Origin of the sequence: Rahnella sp. BIGb0236 (assembly GCF_004364755.1) — a bacterium.
Lineage (GTDB): Bacteria > Pseudomonadota > Gammaproteobacteria > Enterobacterales > Enterobacteriaceae > Rahnella > Rahnella victoriana.
In genome coordinates this window covers 503232-520432 of sequence record NZ_SOAO01000002.1, presented here as the reverse complement: position 1 = coordinate 520432, position 17201 = coordinate 503232, and the positions used below count along the sequence as shown (strand labels likewise).

Genomic DNA, 17201 nt, shown 5'->3' with positions numbered 1-17201 from the left:
TTGGTTTTTTAATGTTGCGCAAATTTTAACGGAGGGGAGAGGGCGGGAAACGGACGCAGCAAACACACTGCGCCCGGAGTTCAGCACGCGTCAGATCGGACAAAATGGCCGTTTTTCGTCTTCGGTCATGACGTCGATCTGCAACATATCCAGCATGCTGTTGGCGATTTCCCGCTCGCCCATCACCACGCGATCCGCGCCGCGTTCCATGATGTAGGTGACTTCATCGTCATAATGCGCACGGGCAATAATTTCGATATTAGGCCGCCTGGTGCGGGCGGAGGCGACGATTTCTCCCGCTTCATACCCGTTGGGAATGGTCACCAGCAGCCAGCGGGCGCAGTCGAGCCGCGCCAGATCCATCACTTCCTGATTGGCGGCATTGCCCAGCACCGTGCTGATGCCCTGATCGCGCAGCGCCTCGACACGCGGTCTTGAGTTTTCAATCACCACCAGCGGGATACCGGCGGCCTGTAGTTTTTCACCGAGCAGACTGCCCACGCGACCATAACCGACCAGCAGCGCATGATTGCACAAATCGAACGGGATTTGCTTCTCGTCTTCAACGGCTTCTTCAACACTCTGGTCTTCGATGGTTTCCGTTTTCGTCAGATACTTTTCCAGCAACGTGAACAGCAGCGGGTTAAACATGATCGACAGGATCGCGCCCGCCAGCACCAGATTGCGGCCATGTTCAGACAGCAGCCCCAGTGAAATCCCAAGGCCGGCCAGAATAAAGGCGAATTCACCGATCTGCGCCAGACTGACGGAAATCGTCAGTGCGGTGCGTTTGGAATGCCCGAACATCTTCACCAGGAAGAAGGCGGCAATCGATTTACCGAACACGATAATCGCCAGCGTCGCAATCACGGTCAGCGGCTCGCGCACCAGAATCATCGGGTCGAATAACATACCGACCGAGACGAAGAACAGCACCGCAAACGCATCGCGCAACGGTAACGTGTCATGGGCGGCACGCTGGCTGAGTTCGGACTCGTTCAGCACCATACCGGCGAAGAACGCGCCGAGTGCGAACGACACGTCAAAGAACTCGACGGCGCCGTAGGCGATGCCCAGTGCCAGCGCCAGAACTGACAGCGTAAACAGTTCGCGTGAGCCGGTGCTGGCGGTTTTGGCCAAAATCCACGGTACCACGCGGCGGCCGACGACCATCATCAGCACCATAAACGCGATCACTTTACCGATAGTTACCGCCAGCCCGGTGAGCAGTTCAACCGGGCTGGAGTGATGGCTTTCCAGCATGCCGCTAAACGCAGGCAGCAGAACCAGCGTCAGCACCATCACCAGATCTTCCACAATCAGCCAGCCGATGGCGATTTGCCCGCGCTGGCTTTCAATCAGTTGCCGTTCTTCCAGCGCACGCAACAGCACCACGGTACTGGCGGTGGACAGGCATAACCCGAACACCAGGCCGGTGGCCAGATCCCAGCCCATCAGGCTCGATAACCCCATCCCAAGCAGCGTCGCTACCGCGATTTGCGCTACAGCGCCGGGAATGGCTATCGACTTTACAGCCAGGAGATCTTTCAGAGAAAAATGCAGGCCGACGCCAAACATCAGCAGGATGACGCCGATTTCTGCCAGTTCAGGGGCCAGCGACGTGTCTGCAACAAAGCCCGGTGTAAACGGACCGGCCAGCACGCCAGCGGCGAGATAGCCCACCAGAGGGGAAATTCGCAGGCGGTTGGCGAGCATTCCTAACAGGAACGCTAAGACCAGACCGCCGACGATGGTAGTGATGAGAGGCGTAGAATGATGCATTCAGACTCCTTCTGGTTATGCACAAAGCAAATGTGTTGCAGATTGTTTCTAAGTTTATGGCAAAAATCGTTATCGCGTTGGGGAATTTTGGCCTTTTTTGTACGAAATCGCCCGCAGGCCGTAAAAAAAATCCCAACGGACGATTTAAATGGGTTTTATCTGGCAGATATCAAGAGCATAAGGGGTTTGACGCTGCCGTTAAAAGAATATCGGCAGCGTCAGGCAGGAAGTTTAGCGGTGTTTACGTTCAATATTCGGCAGGAATGCGGTCAGGATGCCTAACAACGGCAGGAAGGCACAAATCTGATACACCAGCTCGATGCTGGTTTTATCCGCCACGTAGCCCAGCACCGCCGCGCCCAGCCCGCCCATACCAAAGGCCAGACCAAAGAACAGGCCGGAAACCATGCCGACTTTCCCCGGCATCAGCTCCTGCGCAAACACCAGAATGGCCGAAAATGCCGAGGCCAGGATCACGCCGATAATCACGCTCAGTACGCTGGTCCACATCAGATTGGCGTGAGGCAAAAGCAGCGTAAATGGCGCAACGCCGAGAATTGACACCCATATGACGTATTTGCGCCCAATCTTATCGCCTACCGGCCCGCCGATAATCGTACCCGCCGCCACGGCGAACAGGAAAACGAACAGATGGATTTGCGCGCTCTGCACCGATACACCAAATTTATGGATCAGGTAGAAGGTGTAATAACTGCTCAGGCTGGTCAGGTAGAAATACTTCGAGAAAATCAGGATCAGCAAGATACCCATCGACATCGCCACCGTTTTGCGTGGCAGCAGCGTCACCTGAGTGTTCACCGGTCCGCGCTTTTTGGCGAGCTGGTTTTGCTGGCGATACCACTTACTGATTTGCAGTAACACCACGATACCGAGCAGCGCCGCGAGTGAGAACCACGCGACATTGCCTTTGCCATAAGGCGCAATGATCAGCGCCGCCAGCAGCGGACCCAGCGAGGAACCGAAGTTGCCGCCCACCTGGAACAGTGACTGCGCCAGCCCGTGACGTCCGCCGGAAGCCATGCGTGCCACGCGCGACGATTCAGGATGGAACACCGAGGAACCGGTGCCGACCAGCGCCGCCGCCAGCAGCACCACCGGGAAACTCTGCGCCACCGCCAGCAGCAACAGCCCGGAAAGCGTGAAGCCCATACCGATCGGCAAAGAATACGGCTGCGGATGTTTATCGGTGTAAGAGCCGATCAGCGGCTGCAACAGCGAGGCGGTGATCTGGTAGGTCAGGGTGATCAGCCCGATTTGCGTGAAGCTCAGCGAAAATTCGTTTTGCAGCAACGGATAAATCGCCAGGATCAGCGACTGGATCATGTCATTAAGCAGGTGGGAAACGCTGATCGCCGCCAGAATAGAAAACGCAGTCTTTTTGACTGCGTCTTTCTGCGGGCTTTCTGGCGTTGACGTGGTGTCTGTCATAGCGGGTAGACCTTATTATTTTAGGGTACAGATAAGATGGCTATCAGCCGATTTTCGCGATTTCAGCAAACCGGCCTTTCAGTAAGCGACAAAGATCGCCTGCGGCCAGTTCAATATCAAGACCGCGTTTACCCCCTGAAACATAAATGGTGTCGAATGTTTGCGCCGGGCTGTCGATCACCGTTGGCAGCAGCTTTTTCTGCCCGAGCGGGCTGATGCCGCCGACCAGATAGCCGGTCACCCGCTGCGCAATCACCGGATCCGCCATATCGGCTTTTTTCGCCCCCAGGGCTTTCGCGACTTTTTTGAGATCCAGCTGCGAGGCGACCGGCGTCACCGCCACGGCCAGATTTTTGGCATCGCCGTTCAGCGAGACCAGCAATGTTTTATAAACCTGACGCGCATCCAGACCGAGTTTTTTTACGGCTTCATCGCCAAAATGAGTTTCATCGCTGCTGTGTTCGTACGGGTGAAGGGTAAAGCGGACCTTATTCTTTTCCAGGAGTAATACGGCAGGGGTCATAGCCTGTCTCCTCAGTGTTATTTTAGGTTTTTGTTCGAAATTTCATCAGTCGTTCAATCTGATGAAATTAAACAATAAAGTGCGATTATTAAGCGAGGGAGAAATAGTAGAGCAATGAATGGTTATTGCCAAGACCCAACACAGATTGCTACCCTGTGCCCGCCGGTGCTGCGCCCGCAAGGGCTGGCACTGAAGCTATAACTAATAAAATGAAATTCCTCTTTGACTGGCCGGCCTTAAAAACCGGCCATTTTTTTATCCTTTCAGCAAATCAGGCAGATTCCCTTCGCCATACAAATGCAGCGCGCCGACGGCGACCACGTAGTCTCCCGGCGGGAGATCCAGCAGCAGTTGCTTCCAGCGCAGGTTCCGCTGATTCATCAGAATGTCGTACAGATCGCTGCTGAAAGTATTCGGCAGTGGTTCGGCCGACACCCCCGGTTTGGTATCCAGCCACCAGCTGATCATGGTTTGCAGCAGGCGGGCGTTGGTGTGCCAGTGCGTCAGGGTGTCTTCCAGCAACGTCAGGCCATCGTCCGGCAGTTGCTGCAACAGGGCAAACTGTTCCTGCGGGCCTTCCAGTTCAATGATTTTTGTGTCCTGATTTTTGGCAGTCTGCAAAAGCTGATAGTCGATGCCGTAATTGCCACGCAACCCGAGGCGCTGCGCCTGTGTGGCCTGGAGCATCAGCGCAATCTGCCACGACGGCAGCGGATTGAGCGTCCACATGGAGACGCCCAGTTCTTCGCATAAACGTTCGACGTGCAGATACTGGGATTCAGGCAGGCGTTCAGCCAGCGGCGGAAATTCGCCGGTCATGCTGAAAGGGGATTCCGTGCCGCTGATATCGGCTTCGACAATCAGGGCATCGGCTTTTTGCAGACGGCGTAACAGTGGCGCAGGCAGCGGTTGCATATCCTGCGTGCCCATATGAATGCTGCCCACCAGATGCAGCGAACGGTTGCCGGGAAGCTGAATATCAATGGCGGGATAGGCATACTCGACAGGGAACAGCCTGCGGAAACCGCGTAATACCCGGTTGAAAAACTGCGCCATAGTGCATGGTCTCCCGAAAAATGAGAGACCATGCTAACGCGTCAGCGTTTTAGCGAACAGGGGAAACGTCTTGTTTTTTCGGCGTAAAGTGCAACAGACGATTTGCATTGGCGACGACGGTAATCGAAGACAGCGCCATCGCTGCACCCGCCACCACCGGGCTGAGCAGTGTGCCGGTCAGCGGATAAAGCACACCCGCCGCGACCGGGATACCAATCACGTTATAAATAAACGCCCCCAGCAGGTTCTGTTTCATATTGCGCAGCGTGGCCTGTGACATCGCCAGCGCATCCGCCACACCGTGCAGGCTCGGGCGCATCAGCGTTATTGCCGCCGTTTCGATCGCCACATCACTGCCGCCGCCCATCGCAATGCCGACATCCGCCTGCGCCAGCGCCGGGGCATCATTGATGCCGTCGCCGATCATCGCCACCTGCTGACCTTTTGCCTGCAAGCGTTTAATGGCATCGGCTTTGCCCTCCGGACGCACGCCGGCAATCACCTGATCGATCCCTGCCTGCGCGGCAATCGCCTGTGCTGTGCGCGGATTATCCCCGGTCAGCATCACCAGCTGATAACCCAGTTGGTGCAGGCGTTGCAGGGCGCTTTTGCTGTCTTCGCGTAACGGATCGCGCAGGGCAAACAGCGCCGCCAGCTGACCGTCAGCCGCCAGTAAAACCGGCGTCGCGCCTTCACCTGCCAGGCTTTCCAGCAGGGCATCCGCCTCGCCGGTATCGATGCGGTTTTCATGCATCAGCGCCAGATTACCCAGCAACAGCGCGGTGCCTTCCGCCTCGCCGTGCAAACCCAGCCCGCCGAGGGTGCGGAAATTCAGTACGTCAGGGATATCCTGCCCTTCAGCTTTTTCCACAATCGCCTGCGCCAGCGGATGATGCGACCCTTTTTCCAGTGCGGCCGCATAGCGCAGCGCCTGCGGTTCAGGGATGCCGCCAAAGGTGTGGATATCCGTCACTTTCGGCTGGCCTTCGGTCAGCGTCCCGGTTTTATCGAACACCAGCGTGGAAAGCGTGCTGGCTTTTTGCAGTGCATCGGCATCGCGCACCAGTACACCGAATTCTGCCGCACGGCCTACGCCTGCGGTAATCGACATCGGCGTCGCCAGCCCCAACGCACAAGGACAGGCGATAATCAGCACGGTGGTGACGATCACCAGCGTATACATCAGTTGTGGCTGCGGGCCGAAGAAGTACCAGATTGCGCCGCTGAACAGGGCGATCAGCACCACGGCGGGCACGAAGACAGAAGAGATTTTATCCGCCAGTTTGCCGATTTCCGGTTTACTGCCCTGAGCTTCCCGCACCAGTTTGATAATGCGGGAAAGCGTGGTCTGGCTGCCGATAGCGTCGGCACGGAACAGCACGCTGCCGTCTTTCACCAGCGTCCCGGCATGCACTTTTTCACCCTGCGATTTCTGCTGAGGGATCGGTTCGCCGGTCAGCATGGCTTCATCCATCCAGGCTTCGCCGCTTTGAATTTCACCGTCAACCGGCACGCGATCACCGGTGGTCAGACGCAGCGTCATGCCTTGCTGAACGTCCGCCAGTGGCAGGGTTTTTTCCCCTTCACCGGTGACAACGCGCGCGGTCGGCGGCGTCAGATCCAGCAGGCGTTCAAGCGCCTGAGAAGAACGCTGGCGTCCCCGTTGTTCCAGCGCGTGACCGAGGTTAATCAGGCCGATAATCATCACGCTGGCTTCGTAATAAAGATGGCGTGCCTGCATCGGGAACGCGTCCGGCCACAGGCTGACCGCGAACGAGAATACCCACGCCGCGCCGGTACCGAGTGACACCAGCGTGTCCATGTTGGCGCTGCCGTGCATCAGGTTTTTCCACGCGCTGCGGTAGAAATGGCCGCCCGCGACAACCATGATCAGCAACGTCAGCAACCCGACAATCAGCCAGCCGGTCTGGTTACTGGCGGTGACCATCATTTCGCCGCCGAGCAGTCCCCATAACATCATCGGGATACCGGCTGCGAGACCCACCGCCGCCTGCCAGCTGAAACGGATCATGCTTTTACGCGAGGTTTGCTGCTGGCGCTCGCGGCGTTTGGTTTCGTCGATAATAATTTCAGCGCCGTAACCGGCACGTTCAACGGCGGCAATCAGCGCGTTCTGGTCAGCATCGCCGCTGACCAGCGCACTGCGTTCCGCCAGATTGACCCGCGCCCGCGCGACGCCTTCCACGCCTTCCAGCGCCCGTTGCACTTTACTGACACAACTGGCGCAGCTCATGCCGCTGAGTAACAGCTGCACGCTGTCACCGGCGGTTTGCGGGGCGGGAGTTTCAGCCGGAACAGGTGACGCGGCCGCTGACAGGGGTTCCGGCAAAACACTCGCCTTATCGGTCAGCGGCTCAGATTTTGGGGATGTGTCTCCCGCGACCTGCGCGTCGTAACCGGCGTTGACCACGGCGTCGATCAGGCTCTGGCTGCTGGCCTCGCCTTTGACGATGGCTTTATCCAGAGACACTTCCACCGCGGTGGTGCCTTCGACCGCTTCCAGTGCTTTACGTGTTGAAGCGACACAGTGCCCGCAGGACAAGCCTTGCAGGGATAATACGGTAGTCGTCATGATGAATTTCCTCAGGGTTAACTTCACTCAGGACAGAGGATAAACCTTCCAGCAAGGGGAAGGTCAAGCCCCGGTCTCTTCTGCCTGCAAATCTTTTCCATTTACACTTTATTTAGAAAGTTGGCTTGAAATTGCCTTATCGTTATACCCACAACTATATAGCGGTAAATCAGGGATAACATGTATGGGCAAGATTCAGAAAACCGGACTGACGGCGGCATTATTGCTGGCGGGTCTGGCAGCATCACAGGGTTCACAGGCGGCAGACGATTTTCGCGTGACCTACGCTGGTTCGATGGGCGTGGTGATGGATAAATATCTGGGGCCGGATTTCGCGCAGCAAAAACACGTGAATTATCAGGGGCAGGGGCAGGGCGCTTACGGCATGGCAAATCTGCTGGCATCGAAAAAAGTGGTGGCGGATGTGTTCGTGTCGATCACGCCGGGGCCGGTTGAAATCCTGCAAAAAGCCGGACTGGCCGGGCAGGCGATCCCGGTCGCCAGCACCAGCATGGTGATTGCCTACAATCCGAAAGGCAAATACGCTGAGCAGTTTGCCGCGATTAAAGACGGTAAGGCGGGCGCTGAGCCGTGGTGGAAAGTGCTGCAAACGCCGGGGCTGCAATTTGGCCGTACCGATCCGGTCAGCGATCCGCAGGGTCAGAACATCATTTTCACCATGATGCTGGCTGAAAATTACTACAAACAACCGGGGCTGGAAAAAGCGGTGCTGGGCGACATACAAAACCCTAAACAGATTTCCGGCGAAGGCGGTTTGCTGACCCGTCTGGAAGCCGGTCAGGTTGATGCCGCGTCGGGTTACGAAAGCGCCACCATTTCCGCCCATCTGCCGTACATCAGACTGCCGGATGAAATTAACCTGAGCAATCCGCAGATGAGCAAAGACTGGTACAGCAAAGTCACGTTCAATGTGAAAGATGCCACCGGCAAAGAGAAAACGCTGAGCACTCAGCCGCTGGTGTTTTACGCGGTGGTGCTGAACAACGCGCCGCATCCGGAACTGGCGAAAGCATTTATCAGCTACATGCAAAGTGCCAAAGGTCAGCAACTGTTTGAACAAAATGGTTATGACAAACCGAAAGGCGGAAACCTTTAAGTTGCGTGCGTCAGGCATGGCGGTTCCCGCACTGGCACTGTTAATGGTGCCGTTTGTCACGCTGCTGTTCCTGACGCCGTGGTCAGATTTTCATCTGGCTTACGGCGACAGCCATGCGGTCGCGGTGTCGCTCGGGCTGAGTCTGGTGTCGGTGGGCCTGATTATTCTGCTCGGTCTGCCGGTGGCCTTCTGGCTGGCGAAAACCGCGTCACGCTGGCGCAATGTGGTGGAAGTGCTGGTGCTGATCCCGTTGCTGACGCCGCCGCTGGCGATGGGCATTTTACTGGTGTCAGTGTACGGGCCTTACGGTTCGGTCGGCGAAATCCTGTCTGCTACAGGCATGACGCTCAACAACAATGCGCCCGCGTTCGTGCTGGCGCAGATTTATGGCGCACTGCCGTATTTCATTATTTCCGCCAGAGGTGCGCTGGAAGCGGTGCCGAAAGACGTTGAAGAAGCCGGGAAAACCCTCGGCGCTTCGCCGTTTCAGGTGTTTATCCGGCTGACACTTCCGCTGGCGTCACGCGGCATTGCCGCAGGCGTGGCGATCGCCTGGGTGCGCGCCATCGGTGAATTCGGCATTGTGATGGTGTTCTGCTATTTCCCGCAGGGCATACCGGTAAAAATGTTTATCAATCTGCAAAATGACGGCGTGACTTCGGTGTATTCGCTGTTGTGGATCCTGCTGATCGTGACCCTGCCGTTGCCGATGTGGCTGCTTCTGCGTACCAAAAAACAAACCGTCCATTACAGCTGATCGCTTCTGATGGCGTATGATGTCCAACTCATGCGCAAAAATCAGGTTGTCGTGGAGGCGAAATGAACATCAGTGATGTGGCGAAAAAAACCGGGCTGACCAGTAAAGCCATCCGTTTTTATGAAGAGAAAGGGCTGGTCACCGCACCGGCTCGCAGCGAAAACGGCTACCGCAGTTATGCACAAAAACATATCGAAGAACTGACCTTACTGCGTCAGGCACGACAGGTCGGTTTCACGCTGGAAGAGTGTCAGGAGCTGGTGGCGTTGTTCCACAATCCTGACCGGCACAGTGCGGATGTTAAAGCGCGGACGTTAGAAAAGGCCGCCGAAATTGCGCGGCACATTGAAGAGCTTAAAGCCATGCGTGAGCGCTTACTGACGCTGGCGGAATCCTGCCCCGGTGACGATGGCGCGGATTGCCCGATCATCGACAATCTCAGTGGCTGTTGTCACAAACACTGAGAGGGGGGTTTAGCGAACCTCAGGTTCCACGCGCAGCGTCGCGCCTTCCACGCCGGTGATCATCACTTTGTCACCGACATTGAGCGGCGAGGTGCAGATTGCGCGCCAGCTGCTGTCACCGATTTGTACCCGCGTAAACTGATTGGTTACCGGTTCCAGCACGGTGGCGTAAGTCCCCACTAACTGCTGGCCGCGCTGGTTCAGGGCTGAATTACCGGCCGGTTTATCGGCACGCAGATTCAGCCACTTCCACCACAACCACGCCGCCAGAATGGTCAGCAGCGCGAACGCCGTGCCCTGCCATTCCCACGGCAACGGCAGGATCCAGGTGACAGCGCCCACTAAGGCCGCTGCCACGCCGCTCCACAGCAAGTAACCACTCGCACCGACCAGCTCAGCCGCCAGCAGCAGGCCGCCCAGAGACAGCCAGAATACGTGCGGATTTGCCATGAAATCATGCAGCATTATTTGCCGCCTTTGGTTTCTTTCAGCAGCTCAGCAATCCCGCCGATAGACCCCATCAGGCTGGTGGCATCCAGCGGCATCATGATGATTTTGCTATTATTCGCAGAACCAATTTTGGTCAGCGCATCCGTGTATTTTTGCGCGACGAAGTAGTTAATCGCCTGGACGCTGCCCGCTTCAATGGCTTCAGATACCATTTTGGTTGCCTGCGCTTCCGCTTCCGCCGCACGTTCACGCGCTTCTGCCTGCAGGAAGGCAGACTGACGTTCACCTTCCGCTTTCAGGATTTGTGACTGTTTTTCACCTTCAGCACGCAAAATAGCGGACTGACGCACGCCTTCGGCTTCCAGAATATCGGCACGTTTTGTGCGTTCGGCTTTCATCTGCGCATTCATCGCGGAAATCAGTTCAGCCGGTGGGCGCACATCGCGGATCTCGATACGGGTGATTTTCACGCCCCACGGATTGGTGGCTTCATCGACGATATGCAGCAAACGTGCGTTGATGTTGTCGCGTTGTGACAGCATCTCGTCCAGTTCCATCGAGCCAAGCACGGTACGGAAGTTGGTCATGGTCAGGTTGACGATTGCCTGCTCCAGATTGCTGACTTCATAGGCGGCGCGCGCCGGATCAATCACCTGAATAAAACACACGGCATCGATGGCGACATTGGCGTTATCGCGGGAAATCACTTCCTGAGAAGGAATGTCCAGCACCTGTTCCATCATATTGATTTTGCGGCCGATGCGGTCAACAAACGGCACGACAAGATTCAGCCCCGGCATCAGGGTTTTGGTATAACGGCCAAAGCGTTCAACGGTCCACTGATAGCCTTGTGGCACGATCTTGATCCCGGCGTACACCACCAGTAGCGCCAGCACGATCAGAATGAGGATAGGAATGGGAATGAGGTCAAACATAGTATGAAACTCCTGTAAAACTGTGTCCTGATTATTCCTGAGGGAATAATCGAATAAAAACATGTCCCTGGCGCACTCACCGACCGGTCAGGCGCGTGCTCAATTGTCGCACAAATCGTTAAGTCATCGTATTAATAAAGGATAGTTCAGGGGATAAAAGACGGGGAAAAAGCCAAAAAAAACGCACGTCCGGTTAAGTGACGTGCGTAGCCTGATTCAGCGGTAGATCTGATGAATTAATACAGCAGAGAATATAACTGACGGCGATATTTGGCAGCCAGCGCATCGCCGGTGCCCAGTGCCGCCATGATATCCATCAGCGTTTTACGCGCCGCGCCATTTGCCGCACCCAGATCTTTTTTCAGCGGTGCCATCAGCAGTTCCAGCGCTTCTTCGTTACGCCCGACCTGATGCAGTTGCAGGCTGAGTTTCACCACAAGCTCGGCGTTTTCAGGATCCTGCTGGAGTTCCTGTTGCAGCAGCTGAATTTCCGGCGTGTCAGCGGCCTGTTTCAGCAACTCGATCTGCGCGATCAATCCCTGATAACGGGAGTCTTTATCCTGTAACGGGATGGTCGCCAGCACGGCTTCGGCGTCGTCGGAGCGGTTGAGGTGAATTTGCGTTTCCGCCAGCAGCAGGCCGATATCACTGCGGTAATTGCTCAGCTGCCAGGCATCTTTCAGCAACGGCAGGGCTTCCGCGACGTTGCCCGCCTGCAACAGTTCCTGCGCCTGAGCCAGTTTCAGCTCTTCTTCTTTCGGCAACACTTTTTGCAGCAGTTCACGGATGACTTCTTCCGGCTGCGGCCCCTGGAAACCATCGACAGGCTGACCGTCTTTAAACAGGTACACCGCCGGGATTGAACGCAGACCAAACTGCTGAGCAATCATCTGCTCGGTGTCGCAGTCCACTTTCGCCAGGATCAGCTGACCGGCGTATTCCGCAGCCAGTTTGTCGAGGATCGGCCCCAGTTGCAGACAATGCTGGCTGCGCTCAGACCAGAAATAGAACATCACCGGCACGGACATGGATTGTTCCAGCGTCTGGTGCAGGTTGGTTTCGTTGATATCGATTACTGTAGGTTGTGCAAGCATGAATTCTGTCTCTCCGCTACCCGTCATACTTCGAGTTACTGATGCGTTGGCTGCGCTCATTCAGCCCGGTCACTTAGTTATCTAAGCTCCCGGGTCTTCGTGAGCTTGCCGCCTTCCCGCAACTCGAATTATTTAGGGTATAGAAAATTAAAGTATTTAAGAATAAATGGGGGCGACTCGTGCCGCTTCAACCCCTTATCGCTTTTACTTAGCTGTTTCCGCGTAATAATTTGTCCAGTACGCGCGCGGGTAAAAGGCGTTTCAGCACGGTCAGGGCATGGGCGACCAGCGTGACCGGATAACGCAGGCGCGCGCGCGGGTTTTCTAAAGCATGGTGCAGTTTTGGCAAAACTGCCTCCGGCGTCAGCGTAAAACGACGGGCAATGCCCGGATTTTCGACCGGCTGATCGGCCTGTGACTGATTCACATTGGCGGTGAAATTGCTGGTCAGCGGGCCGGGTTCTATCAGGCTGACCTGAATGCCGGTGCCGTGCAGCTCCATGCGCAGGGTGTCCGACCAGGCTTCCAGCGCAAATTTACTGGCGGCATAGACGCCCCGGCGCGGCGTGGTAATCAGCCCCATCACCGAGCTGGTCTGGATAATACGGCCTTCGCCGTGCGGCAACATGGCGGGCAGTAACAATTGTGTCAGCTGATGTGTGCCGAAAAGATTGGTGGAAAATTGCTTTTCGAACTGCCCGCGGCTGATGGTGCTGAGCGGCCCGTAAACACCAAAACCGGCGTTGTTAAACAGGCCGTACAGGCGGTTGCCGGTCAGTGCAATCACCTCATCGGCTGCCTGTTCAACGCTCTTCGGATCGTCCAGATCAAGCTGAACAGTTTCAAAATCCATCTGTTGCAGCGTGTCGATATCCTGTGGTTTACGGCACGCCGCCAGTACCCGATAACCGCGTGTGCGCAAATCCTGGGCGGCAACCAGCCCGATACCACTGGAGCAACCGGTAATTAATACTGCTTTTTGCATAACTTTACCTGTGAGGTGTCCCTATTTTTTATGACTGTGATTTACTAGGGAGTCGGGTGAAAAAGGTAACGTCTTGGTTTTACTCACGTCCCGTTATTATTTTTATATGCCGTATGTTAACCCTGATGCGTCAGCAGCGGTGTGAGTTTTTCTGACATCCAGTCGGCGATAAACGGTTGTGCCGCCAGTGCCGGATGTAAACCGTCGTCCTGCATCCATTCGGGTTTGACGGCGACCTGCTCCATAAAGAACGGCACCAGCGGGATATTTTCCTGCTTCGCCAGCGCCGGATAAAGGGCGTAGAACGCGTCACCGTAGCGGCGGCCATAGTTAGGCGGCAGGCGGATTTGCATCAGCAGCGGCTGCGCACCGGCTTGTTTGACCTGTGCGATCACTTTCGTCAGGGTTTGGGAAAGGGCTTGTGGCGGAAAACCCCGCAGGCCATCGTTGGCCCCCAGTTCAATCAGTACCCAGCGCGGATGATGCTGTTGCAGCAAGGACGGCAGACGCGCCAGCCCCTGTTCAGCGGTATCGCCGCTGATGCTGGCGTTAATAATGACGGGTTTCCCGCCTTCTTTTTGCCATTTGTTATTCAGTAATGTCGGCCAGGATTCGGCGACCGGCAGACGATAGACAGCACTCAAACTGTCGCCAATAATCAGTAAGTTATCAGCAGCCACGGCGCGAAAACTCAATAATCCTAACAACATAAGGAAGGGGAGATGCCAGCGGAAAATGTTCTTGAAGTTCATCATCTAAGTAAGCACGTCGGTCAGGGTGAAAGTCAGCTCACCATCCTGTCCGGTGTGGAGCTGGTTGTCAAACCTGCCCAGACAATTGCCCTGATTGGCGAATCCGGTTCCGGCAAATCCACTTTGCTGGGCATTCTTGCCGGGCTGGATGACGGCACCGACGGTGACGTGAAGTTGCTGGGAAAATCCCTCAGTGAACTCAACGAGGAAGGGCGTGCGGCGTTGCGGGCAAAAAATGTCGGCTTCGTGTTCCAGTCTTTCATGCTGGTGCCGACGCTTAACGCGCTGGAAAACGTCCAGCTTCCCGCGCTGTTACGTGGCGAAAGCGACAGCAGCAGCCGTCAGCAGGCGGTGCAGCTGCTGGAAAGTCTCGGGCTGGGCGGCCGTCTGCATCATCTTCCGGCACAGCTTTCTGGCGGCGAACAGCAGCGTGTGGCGCTGGCGCGGGCGTTCATCGGCAAACCGAAATTACTGTTTGCCGATGAACCGACCGGCAATCTGGATCGCGCGACCGGCGAACGAATTGTCGATCTGCTGTTTTCACTGAACCGCGATGCAGCGACGACGCTGATTCTGGTCACGCATGATGAACAGCTGGCGGCGCGCTGTCAGCGGCGGTTGCGTCTGCGCGACGGGAAATTGTGGGAGGAAGCATGATCTGGCGCTGGTTCTGGCGGGAATGGCGCTCGCCTTCGCTGCTGATCGTCTGGCTGGCGCTGACACTGGCGGTGGCCTGTGTGCTGGCGCTCGGCAGTATCAGCGACCGCATGGACAAAGGGCTGAGTCAGCAAAGCCGCGAGTTTATCGCCGGGGATCGTGTGCTGCGGTCAGCGCATCCGATTACCGAAGCCTGGTTGCAGGATGCGCAGGCGCAGGGGCTGAACGTCAGCCGTCAGCTGTCGTTTATGACCATGACCTTTGCGGGCGAAACCCCGCAACTGGCGGCGGTGAAAGCCACCGATCTGGCGTATCCGCTGTATGGCACATTGCAAACCGAACCGGCGGGGCTGAAACCTGAGCCGGGCACCGTGCTGGTTGCTCCGCGTCTGCTGGCGCTGCTGAACGTGAAAGTTGGCGACAATCTGGATGTTGGCGATACCACGCTGAAAATTGCCGGTGTGGTGGTACAGGAACCGGATTCGGGCTTTAACCCGTTCCAGACTGCGCCACGCGTGATCATGAATCTGGACGATGTGGCGAAAACCGGCGCGGTACAGCCGGGCAGCCGTCTGACGTATCGCTATATGTTTGCCGGTTCGCCGCAGGCCATTCAGACCTATGGCGATGCGATCAAAGGGCTGCTCAAGCCGGATCAACGCTGGACCGGCATGGAAGATTCCGACGGCGCGCTGGGCAAATCATTACAGCGTTCACAGCAATTCCTCACATTGTCGGCGCTGCTGACTCTGATGTTGTCGATTGCGGCGATCGCGGTGTCGATGGGGCATTACTGCCGCAGCCGTTACGATCTGGTTGCCGTACTGAAAACGCTGGGTGCCGGGAAAAAGGCGCTGCAAAAACTGATTATCGGACAGTGGCTGGCGGTGCTGGTGCTGGCAGGATTGTGCGGCAGCGTGGTCGGGCTGGTATTCGAAGCCATCCTGATGAAGGTGCTGGCGCCGGTTCTGCCCGCGGCGTTGCCGCCTGCCGGTGGCTGGCCGTGGGTGTGGTCGATGGGCGCGATGGTGGTGATTTCTCTGCTGATCGGCATCCGTCCGTATCGTCAGTTGCTGGCAACCCAGCCGCTGCGGGTGCTGCGTCAGGATGTGGTGGCGAACGTCTGGCCGCTGCGTTATTTCCTGCCGGTGATGGTTGTGGTGGTGGTCGGTTTGCTGGCGGCGCTGATGGGCGGCAGTTCGTTGCTCTGGTCGCTGCTGGCGGGCGTGCTGGTGCTGTCACTGTTGCTCGGCGTGATTGGCTGGGGCGCGCTGCTGCTGTTACGCAAGCTGACGTTCCGTCAGTTGCCGCTGCGTCTGGCGGTGAACCGCCTGCTGCGCCAGCCGTGGGTGACGCTCAGCCAGCTGGCGGCGTTCTCGATGTCGTTTATGTTACTGGCGTTGCTGCTGGTGATGCGCGGGGATTTACTGGATCGCTGGGAACAACAACTGCCGCCGGACAGCCCGAATTACTTCCTGCTCAATATCACCAAAGAGCAAATTCCGCAGGTGACGGATTTCCTGCATCAGCATAACGCCGCGCCGGAAACCTTCTATCCGATTGTGCGGGTTCGTCTGACCAAAATTAACGACCAGATTGCCACCGACATCATTAAGCCGGATGACGCAGGCGGCGAAGCGGTGAACCGTGAGCTGAATCTGACCTGGATGGCAGGGCTGCCGGATCATAATCCGCTGGTCGCCGGTAACGGGCCGCCAAAAGCCGGTGAAGTGTCGGTTGATGAAGGGCTGGCGGGACGTCTGGGACTGAAACTCGGGGATACGGTGACCTTCAGCGGCGATACGCAGGAGTTCAGCGCCAGAATTACCAGCCTGCGAAAAGTGGACTGGGACAGCCTGAAGCCGAATTTCTACTTCATCTTCCCGCCGGGGGCGCTGGATGCACAGCCGCAAAGCTGGCTGACCAGTTTCCGCTATCACGGTGATGACCGCACGATCACGCAGCTTAACCGCCAGTTCCCGACGCTGACTCTGCTGGATATCGGTTCGATCCTGCGTCAGGTCGGACAGGTGTTGCAGCAGGTGAGCCGGGCGCTGGAAGTGATGGTGATCCTGGTGATGCTGTGCGGCGGATTGCTGCTGCTGGCGCAGATTCAGGTCGGTATGCGTCAGCGACGTCAGGAACTGATTGTGTACCGCACGCTGGGTGCCAGCAAAAAAATGCTGCACCGCACACTGTGGTGTGAGTTTGCCGTGCTCGGGCTGGTGGCGGGTATTGCGGCGGCGATCGGCGCGGAAGCCGCATTATGGCTGCTGCAACGCAAAGTGTTCGATTTCCCGTGGGAACCCAATTATCTGATGTGGATTGCGGTGCCGGTTGTCAGCGCCGTGCTGTTGTCCGTCTGCGGGGGATGGCTGGGCGTGCGGTTGCTGCGGGGGCGGGCGTTGTTCCGGCAATACGATAGTTAATGGTTTGCTCCTCCCCCTGCGAAGGGGAAGGCAGGGAGGGGGTTTTAAGGGCTAACTCTTTGTCAAAGCACACTTTAACTACTGGATTTTGACCTTAATACCCCACCCCAACCCTCCCCTTCGCAGGGGAGGGAGCCGATCGAGCTTTTCTCCTCCCC

Annotated in this window: 15 protein-coding genes; 5 read left to right on the top strand and 10 right to left on the bottom strand. The window is 56.8% G+C overall.

The window, feature by feature from the left end; translation table 11 throughout:
- Positions 1 to 90: 90 nt before the first annotated feature.
- The 5 genes from ybaL to copA form a co-directional block, all read right to left on the bottom strand.
- Positions 91 to 1782, bottom strand: a complete 1692-nt coding sequence (gene ybaL / locus EDF78_RS05950; protein ID WP_095924995.1) for a YbaL family putative K(+) efflux transporter — start codon at positions 1780 to 1782, stop codon at positions 91 to 93.
- Between the two features lie 231 nt (positions 1783 to 2013).
- Positions 2014 to 3231, bottom strand: a complete 1218-nt coding sequence (locus tag EDF78_RS05945) for an MFS transporter (RefSeq protein WP_133822724.1) — start codon at positions 3229 to 3231, stop codon at positions 2014 to 2016.
- 43 nt (positions 3232 to 3274) lie between these two features.
- Positions 3275 to 3754, bottom strand: a complete 480-nt coding sequence (ybaK, locus tag EDF78_RS05940; protein WP_095924997.1) for a Cys-tRNA(Pro)/Cys-tRNA(Cys) deacylase YbaK — start codon at positions 3752 to 3754, stop codon at positions 3275 to 3277.
- A 255-nt stretch (positions 3755 to 4009) separates the two neighbouring features.
- Positions 4010 to 4810 (bottom strand): TraB/GumN family protein, encoded by an 801-nt coding sequence (locus EDF78_RS05935; protein WP_119826742.1) that lies wholly within the window; start codon positions 4808 to 4810, stop codon positions 4010 to 4012.
- A gap of 49 nt (positions 4811 to 4859) precedes the next feature.
- On the bottom strand, positions 4860 to 7403 hold the full coding sequence (gene copA, locus EDF78_RS05930; RefSeq protein ID WP_095924999.1) for a copper-exporting P-type ATPase CopA: 2544 nt from the start codon (positions 7401 to 7403) through the stop codon (positions 4860 to 4862).
- 184 nt (positions 7404 to 7587) lie between these two features.
- On the opposite strand from copA, the gene EDF78_RS05925 reads away from it, so the two are divergent.
- From EDF78_RS05925 to cueR, 3 genes are all read left to right on the top strand, one after another.
- Positions 7588 to 8520: an extracellular solute-binding protein gene (locus EDF78_RS05925; protein WP_133822723.1), complete on the top strand. Its 933-nt coding sequence runs from the start codon at positions 7588 to 7590 to the stop codon at positions 8518 to 8520.
- Positions 8492 to 9277 carry an ABC transporter permease gene (locus tag EDF78_RS05920; protein ID WP_195816796.1) on the top strand — a complete coding sequence of 262 codons (786 nt, stop codon included), beginning with the start codon at positions 8492 to 8494 and terminating at the stop codon, positions 9275 to 9277. Before EDF78_RS05925 ends, EDF78_RS05920 begins: the two co-directional genes overlap by 29 nt.
- 62 nt (positions 9278 to 9339) lie before the next feature.
- Positions 9340 to 9741, top strand: a complete 402-nt coding sequence (gene cueR, locus EDF78_RS05915; protein ID WP_095925002.1) for a Cu(I)-responsive transcriptional regulator — start codon at positions 9340 to 9342, stop codon at positions 9739 to 9741.
- Between the two features lie 9 nt (positions 9742 to 9750).
- Here the strand turns inward: cueR and EDF78_RS05910 are convergent, their stop codons facing one another.
- The 5 genes from EDF78_RS05910 to tesA all read right to left on the bottom strand — a co-directional run bounded on the left by EDF78_RS05910 (position 9751) and on the right by tesA (position 13957).
- Positions 9751 to 10206 carry an NfeD family protein gene (locus tag EDF78_RS05910; protein ID WP_095925003.1) on the bottom strand — a complete coding sequence of 152 codons (456 nt, stop codon included), beginning with the start codon at positions 10204 to 10206 and terminating at the stop codon, positions 9751 to 9753.
- Positions 10206 to 11126, bottom strand: a complete 921-nt coding sequence (locus tag EDF78_RS05905) for an SPFH domain-containing protein (protein ID WP_095925004.1) — start codon at positions 11124 to 11126, stop codon at positions 10206 to 10208. The genes EDF78_RS05910 and EDF78_RS05905 overlap by 1 nt, the downstream gene beginning before the upstream one ends.
- A gap of 236 nt (positions 11127 to 11362) precedes the next feature.
- Positions 11363 to 12220 carry a co-chaperone YbbN gene (locus tag EDF78_RS05900; protein ID WP_095925005.1) on the bottom strand — a complete coding sequence of 286 codons (858 nt, stop codon included), beginning with the start codon at positions 12218 to 12220 and terminating at the stop codon, positions 11363 to 11365.
- 208 nt (positions 12221 to 12428) lie between these two features.
- Complete coding sequence (locus tag EDF78_RS05895) at positions 12429 to 13205, bottom strand: SDR family oxidoreductase (protein WP_133822722.1); 777 nt, start codon at positions 13203 to 13205, stop codon at positions 12429 to 12431.
- A gap of 116 nt (positions 13206 to 13321) precedes the next feature.
- Complete coding sequence (tesA, locus tag EDF78_RS05890; RefSeq protein ID WP_123902755.1) at positions 13322 to 13957, bottom strand: multifunctional acyl-CoA thioesterase I/protease I/lysophospholipase L1; 636 nt, start codon at positions 13955 to 13957, stop codon at positions 13322 to 13324.
- On the opposite strand from tesA, the gene ybbA reads away from it, so the two are divergent.
- Positions 13928 to 14614, top strand: coding sequence for a putative ABC transporter ATP-binding protein YbbA (ybbA, locus tag EDF78_RS05885; protein ID WP_095925008.1), 687 nt, complete (start codon positions 13928 to 13930; stop codon positions 14612 to 14614). The two genes, tesA and ybbA, sit on opposite strands and share 30 nt — an antisense overlap.
- Entirely contained in the window at positions 14611 to 17043 is a 2433-nt protein-coding gene (ybbP, locus tag EDF78_RS05880) for a putative ABC transporter permease subunit YbbP (RefSeq protein WP_133822721.1), read from the top strand. Before ybbA ends, ybbP begins: the two co-directional genes overlap by 4 nt.
- Positions 17044 to 17201 lie beyond the last annotated feature (158 nt).

Excerpts from the sequence above, each read along its gene's own strand:
- EDF78_RS05935 (WP_119826742.1), bottom strand. The coding sequence starts at position 4,810 with ATGGCGCAGTTTTTCAACCGGGTATTACGCGGTTTCCGCAGGCTGTTC.
- EDF78_RS05905 (WP_095925004.1), bottom strand. The coding sequence starts at position 11,126 with ATGTTTGACCTCATTCCCATTCCTATCCTCATTCTGATCGTGCTGGCG.
- ybbA (WP_095925008.1), top strand. The coding sequence starts at position 13,928 with ATGCCAGCGGAAAATGTTCTTGAAGTTCATCATCTAAGTAAGCACGTC.
- EDF78_RS05925 (WP_133822723.1), top strand. The coding sequence starts at position 7,588 with ATGGGCAAGATTCAGAAAACCGGACTGACGGCGGCATTATTGCTGGCG.
- tesA (WP_123902755.1), bottom strand. The coding sequence starts at position 13,957 with ATGAACTTCAAGAACATTTTCCGCTGGCATCTCCCCTTCCTTATGTTG.
- EDF78_RS05900 (WP_095925005.1), bottom strand. The coding sequence starts at position 12,220 with ATGCTTGCACAACCTACAGTAATCGATATCAACGAAACCAACCTGCAC.
- EDF78_RS05910 (WP_095925003.1), bottom strand. The coding sequence starts at position 10,206 with ATGCTGCATGATTTCATGGCAAATCCGCACGTATTCTGGCTGTCTCTG.
- EDF78_RS05895 (WP_133822722.1), bottom strand. The coding sequence starts at position 13,205 with ATGCAAAAAGCAGTATTAATTACCGGTTGCTCCAGTGGTATCGGGCTG.
- ybaK (WP_095924997.1), bottom strand. The coding sequence starts at position 3,754 with ATGACCCCTGCCGTATTACTCCTGGAAAAGAATAAGGTCCGCTTTACC.
- copA (WP_095924999.1), bottom strand. The coding sequence starts at position 7,403 with ATGACGACTACCGTATTATCCCTGCAAGGCTTGTCCTGCGGGCACTGT.
- ybaL (WP_095924995.1), bottom strand. The coding sequence starts at position 1,782 with ATGCATCATTCTACGCCTCTCATCACTACCATCGTCGGCGGTCTGGTC.
- cueR (WP_095925002.1), top strand. The coding sequence starts at position 9,340 with ATGAACATCAGTGATGTGGCGAAAAAAACCGGGCTGACCAGTAAAGCC.
- EDF78_RS05920 (WP_195816796.1), top strand. The coding sequence starts at position 8,492 with ATGACAAACCGAAAGGCGGAAACCTTTAAGTTGCGTGCGTCAGGCATG.
- EDF78_RS05945 (WP_133822724.1), bottom strand. The coding sequence starts at position 3,231 with ATGACAGACACCACGTCAACGCCAGAAAGCCCGCAGAAAGACGCAGTC.
- ybbP (WP_133822721.1), top strand. The coding sequence starts at position 14,611 with ATGATCTGGCGCTGGTTCTGGCGGGAATGGCGCTCGCCTTCGCTGCTG.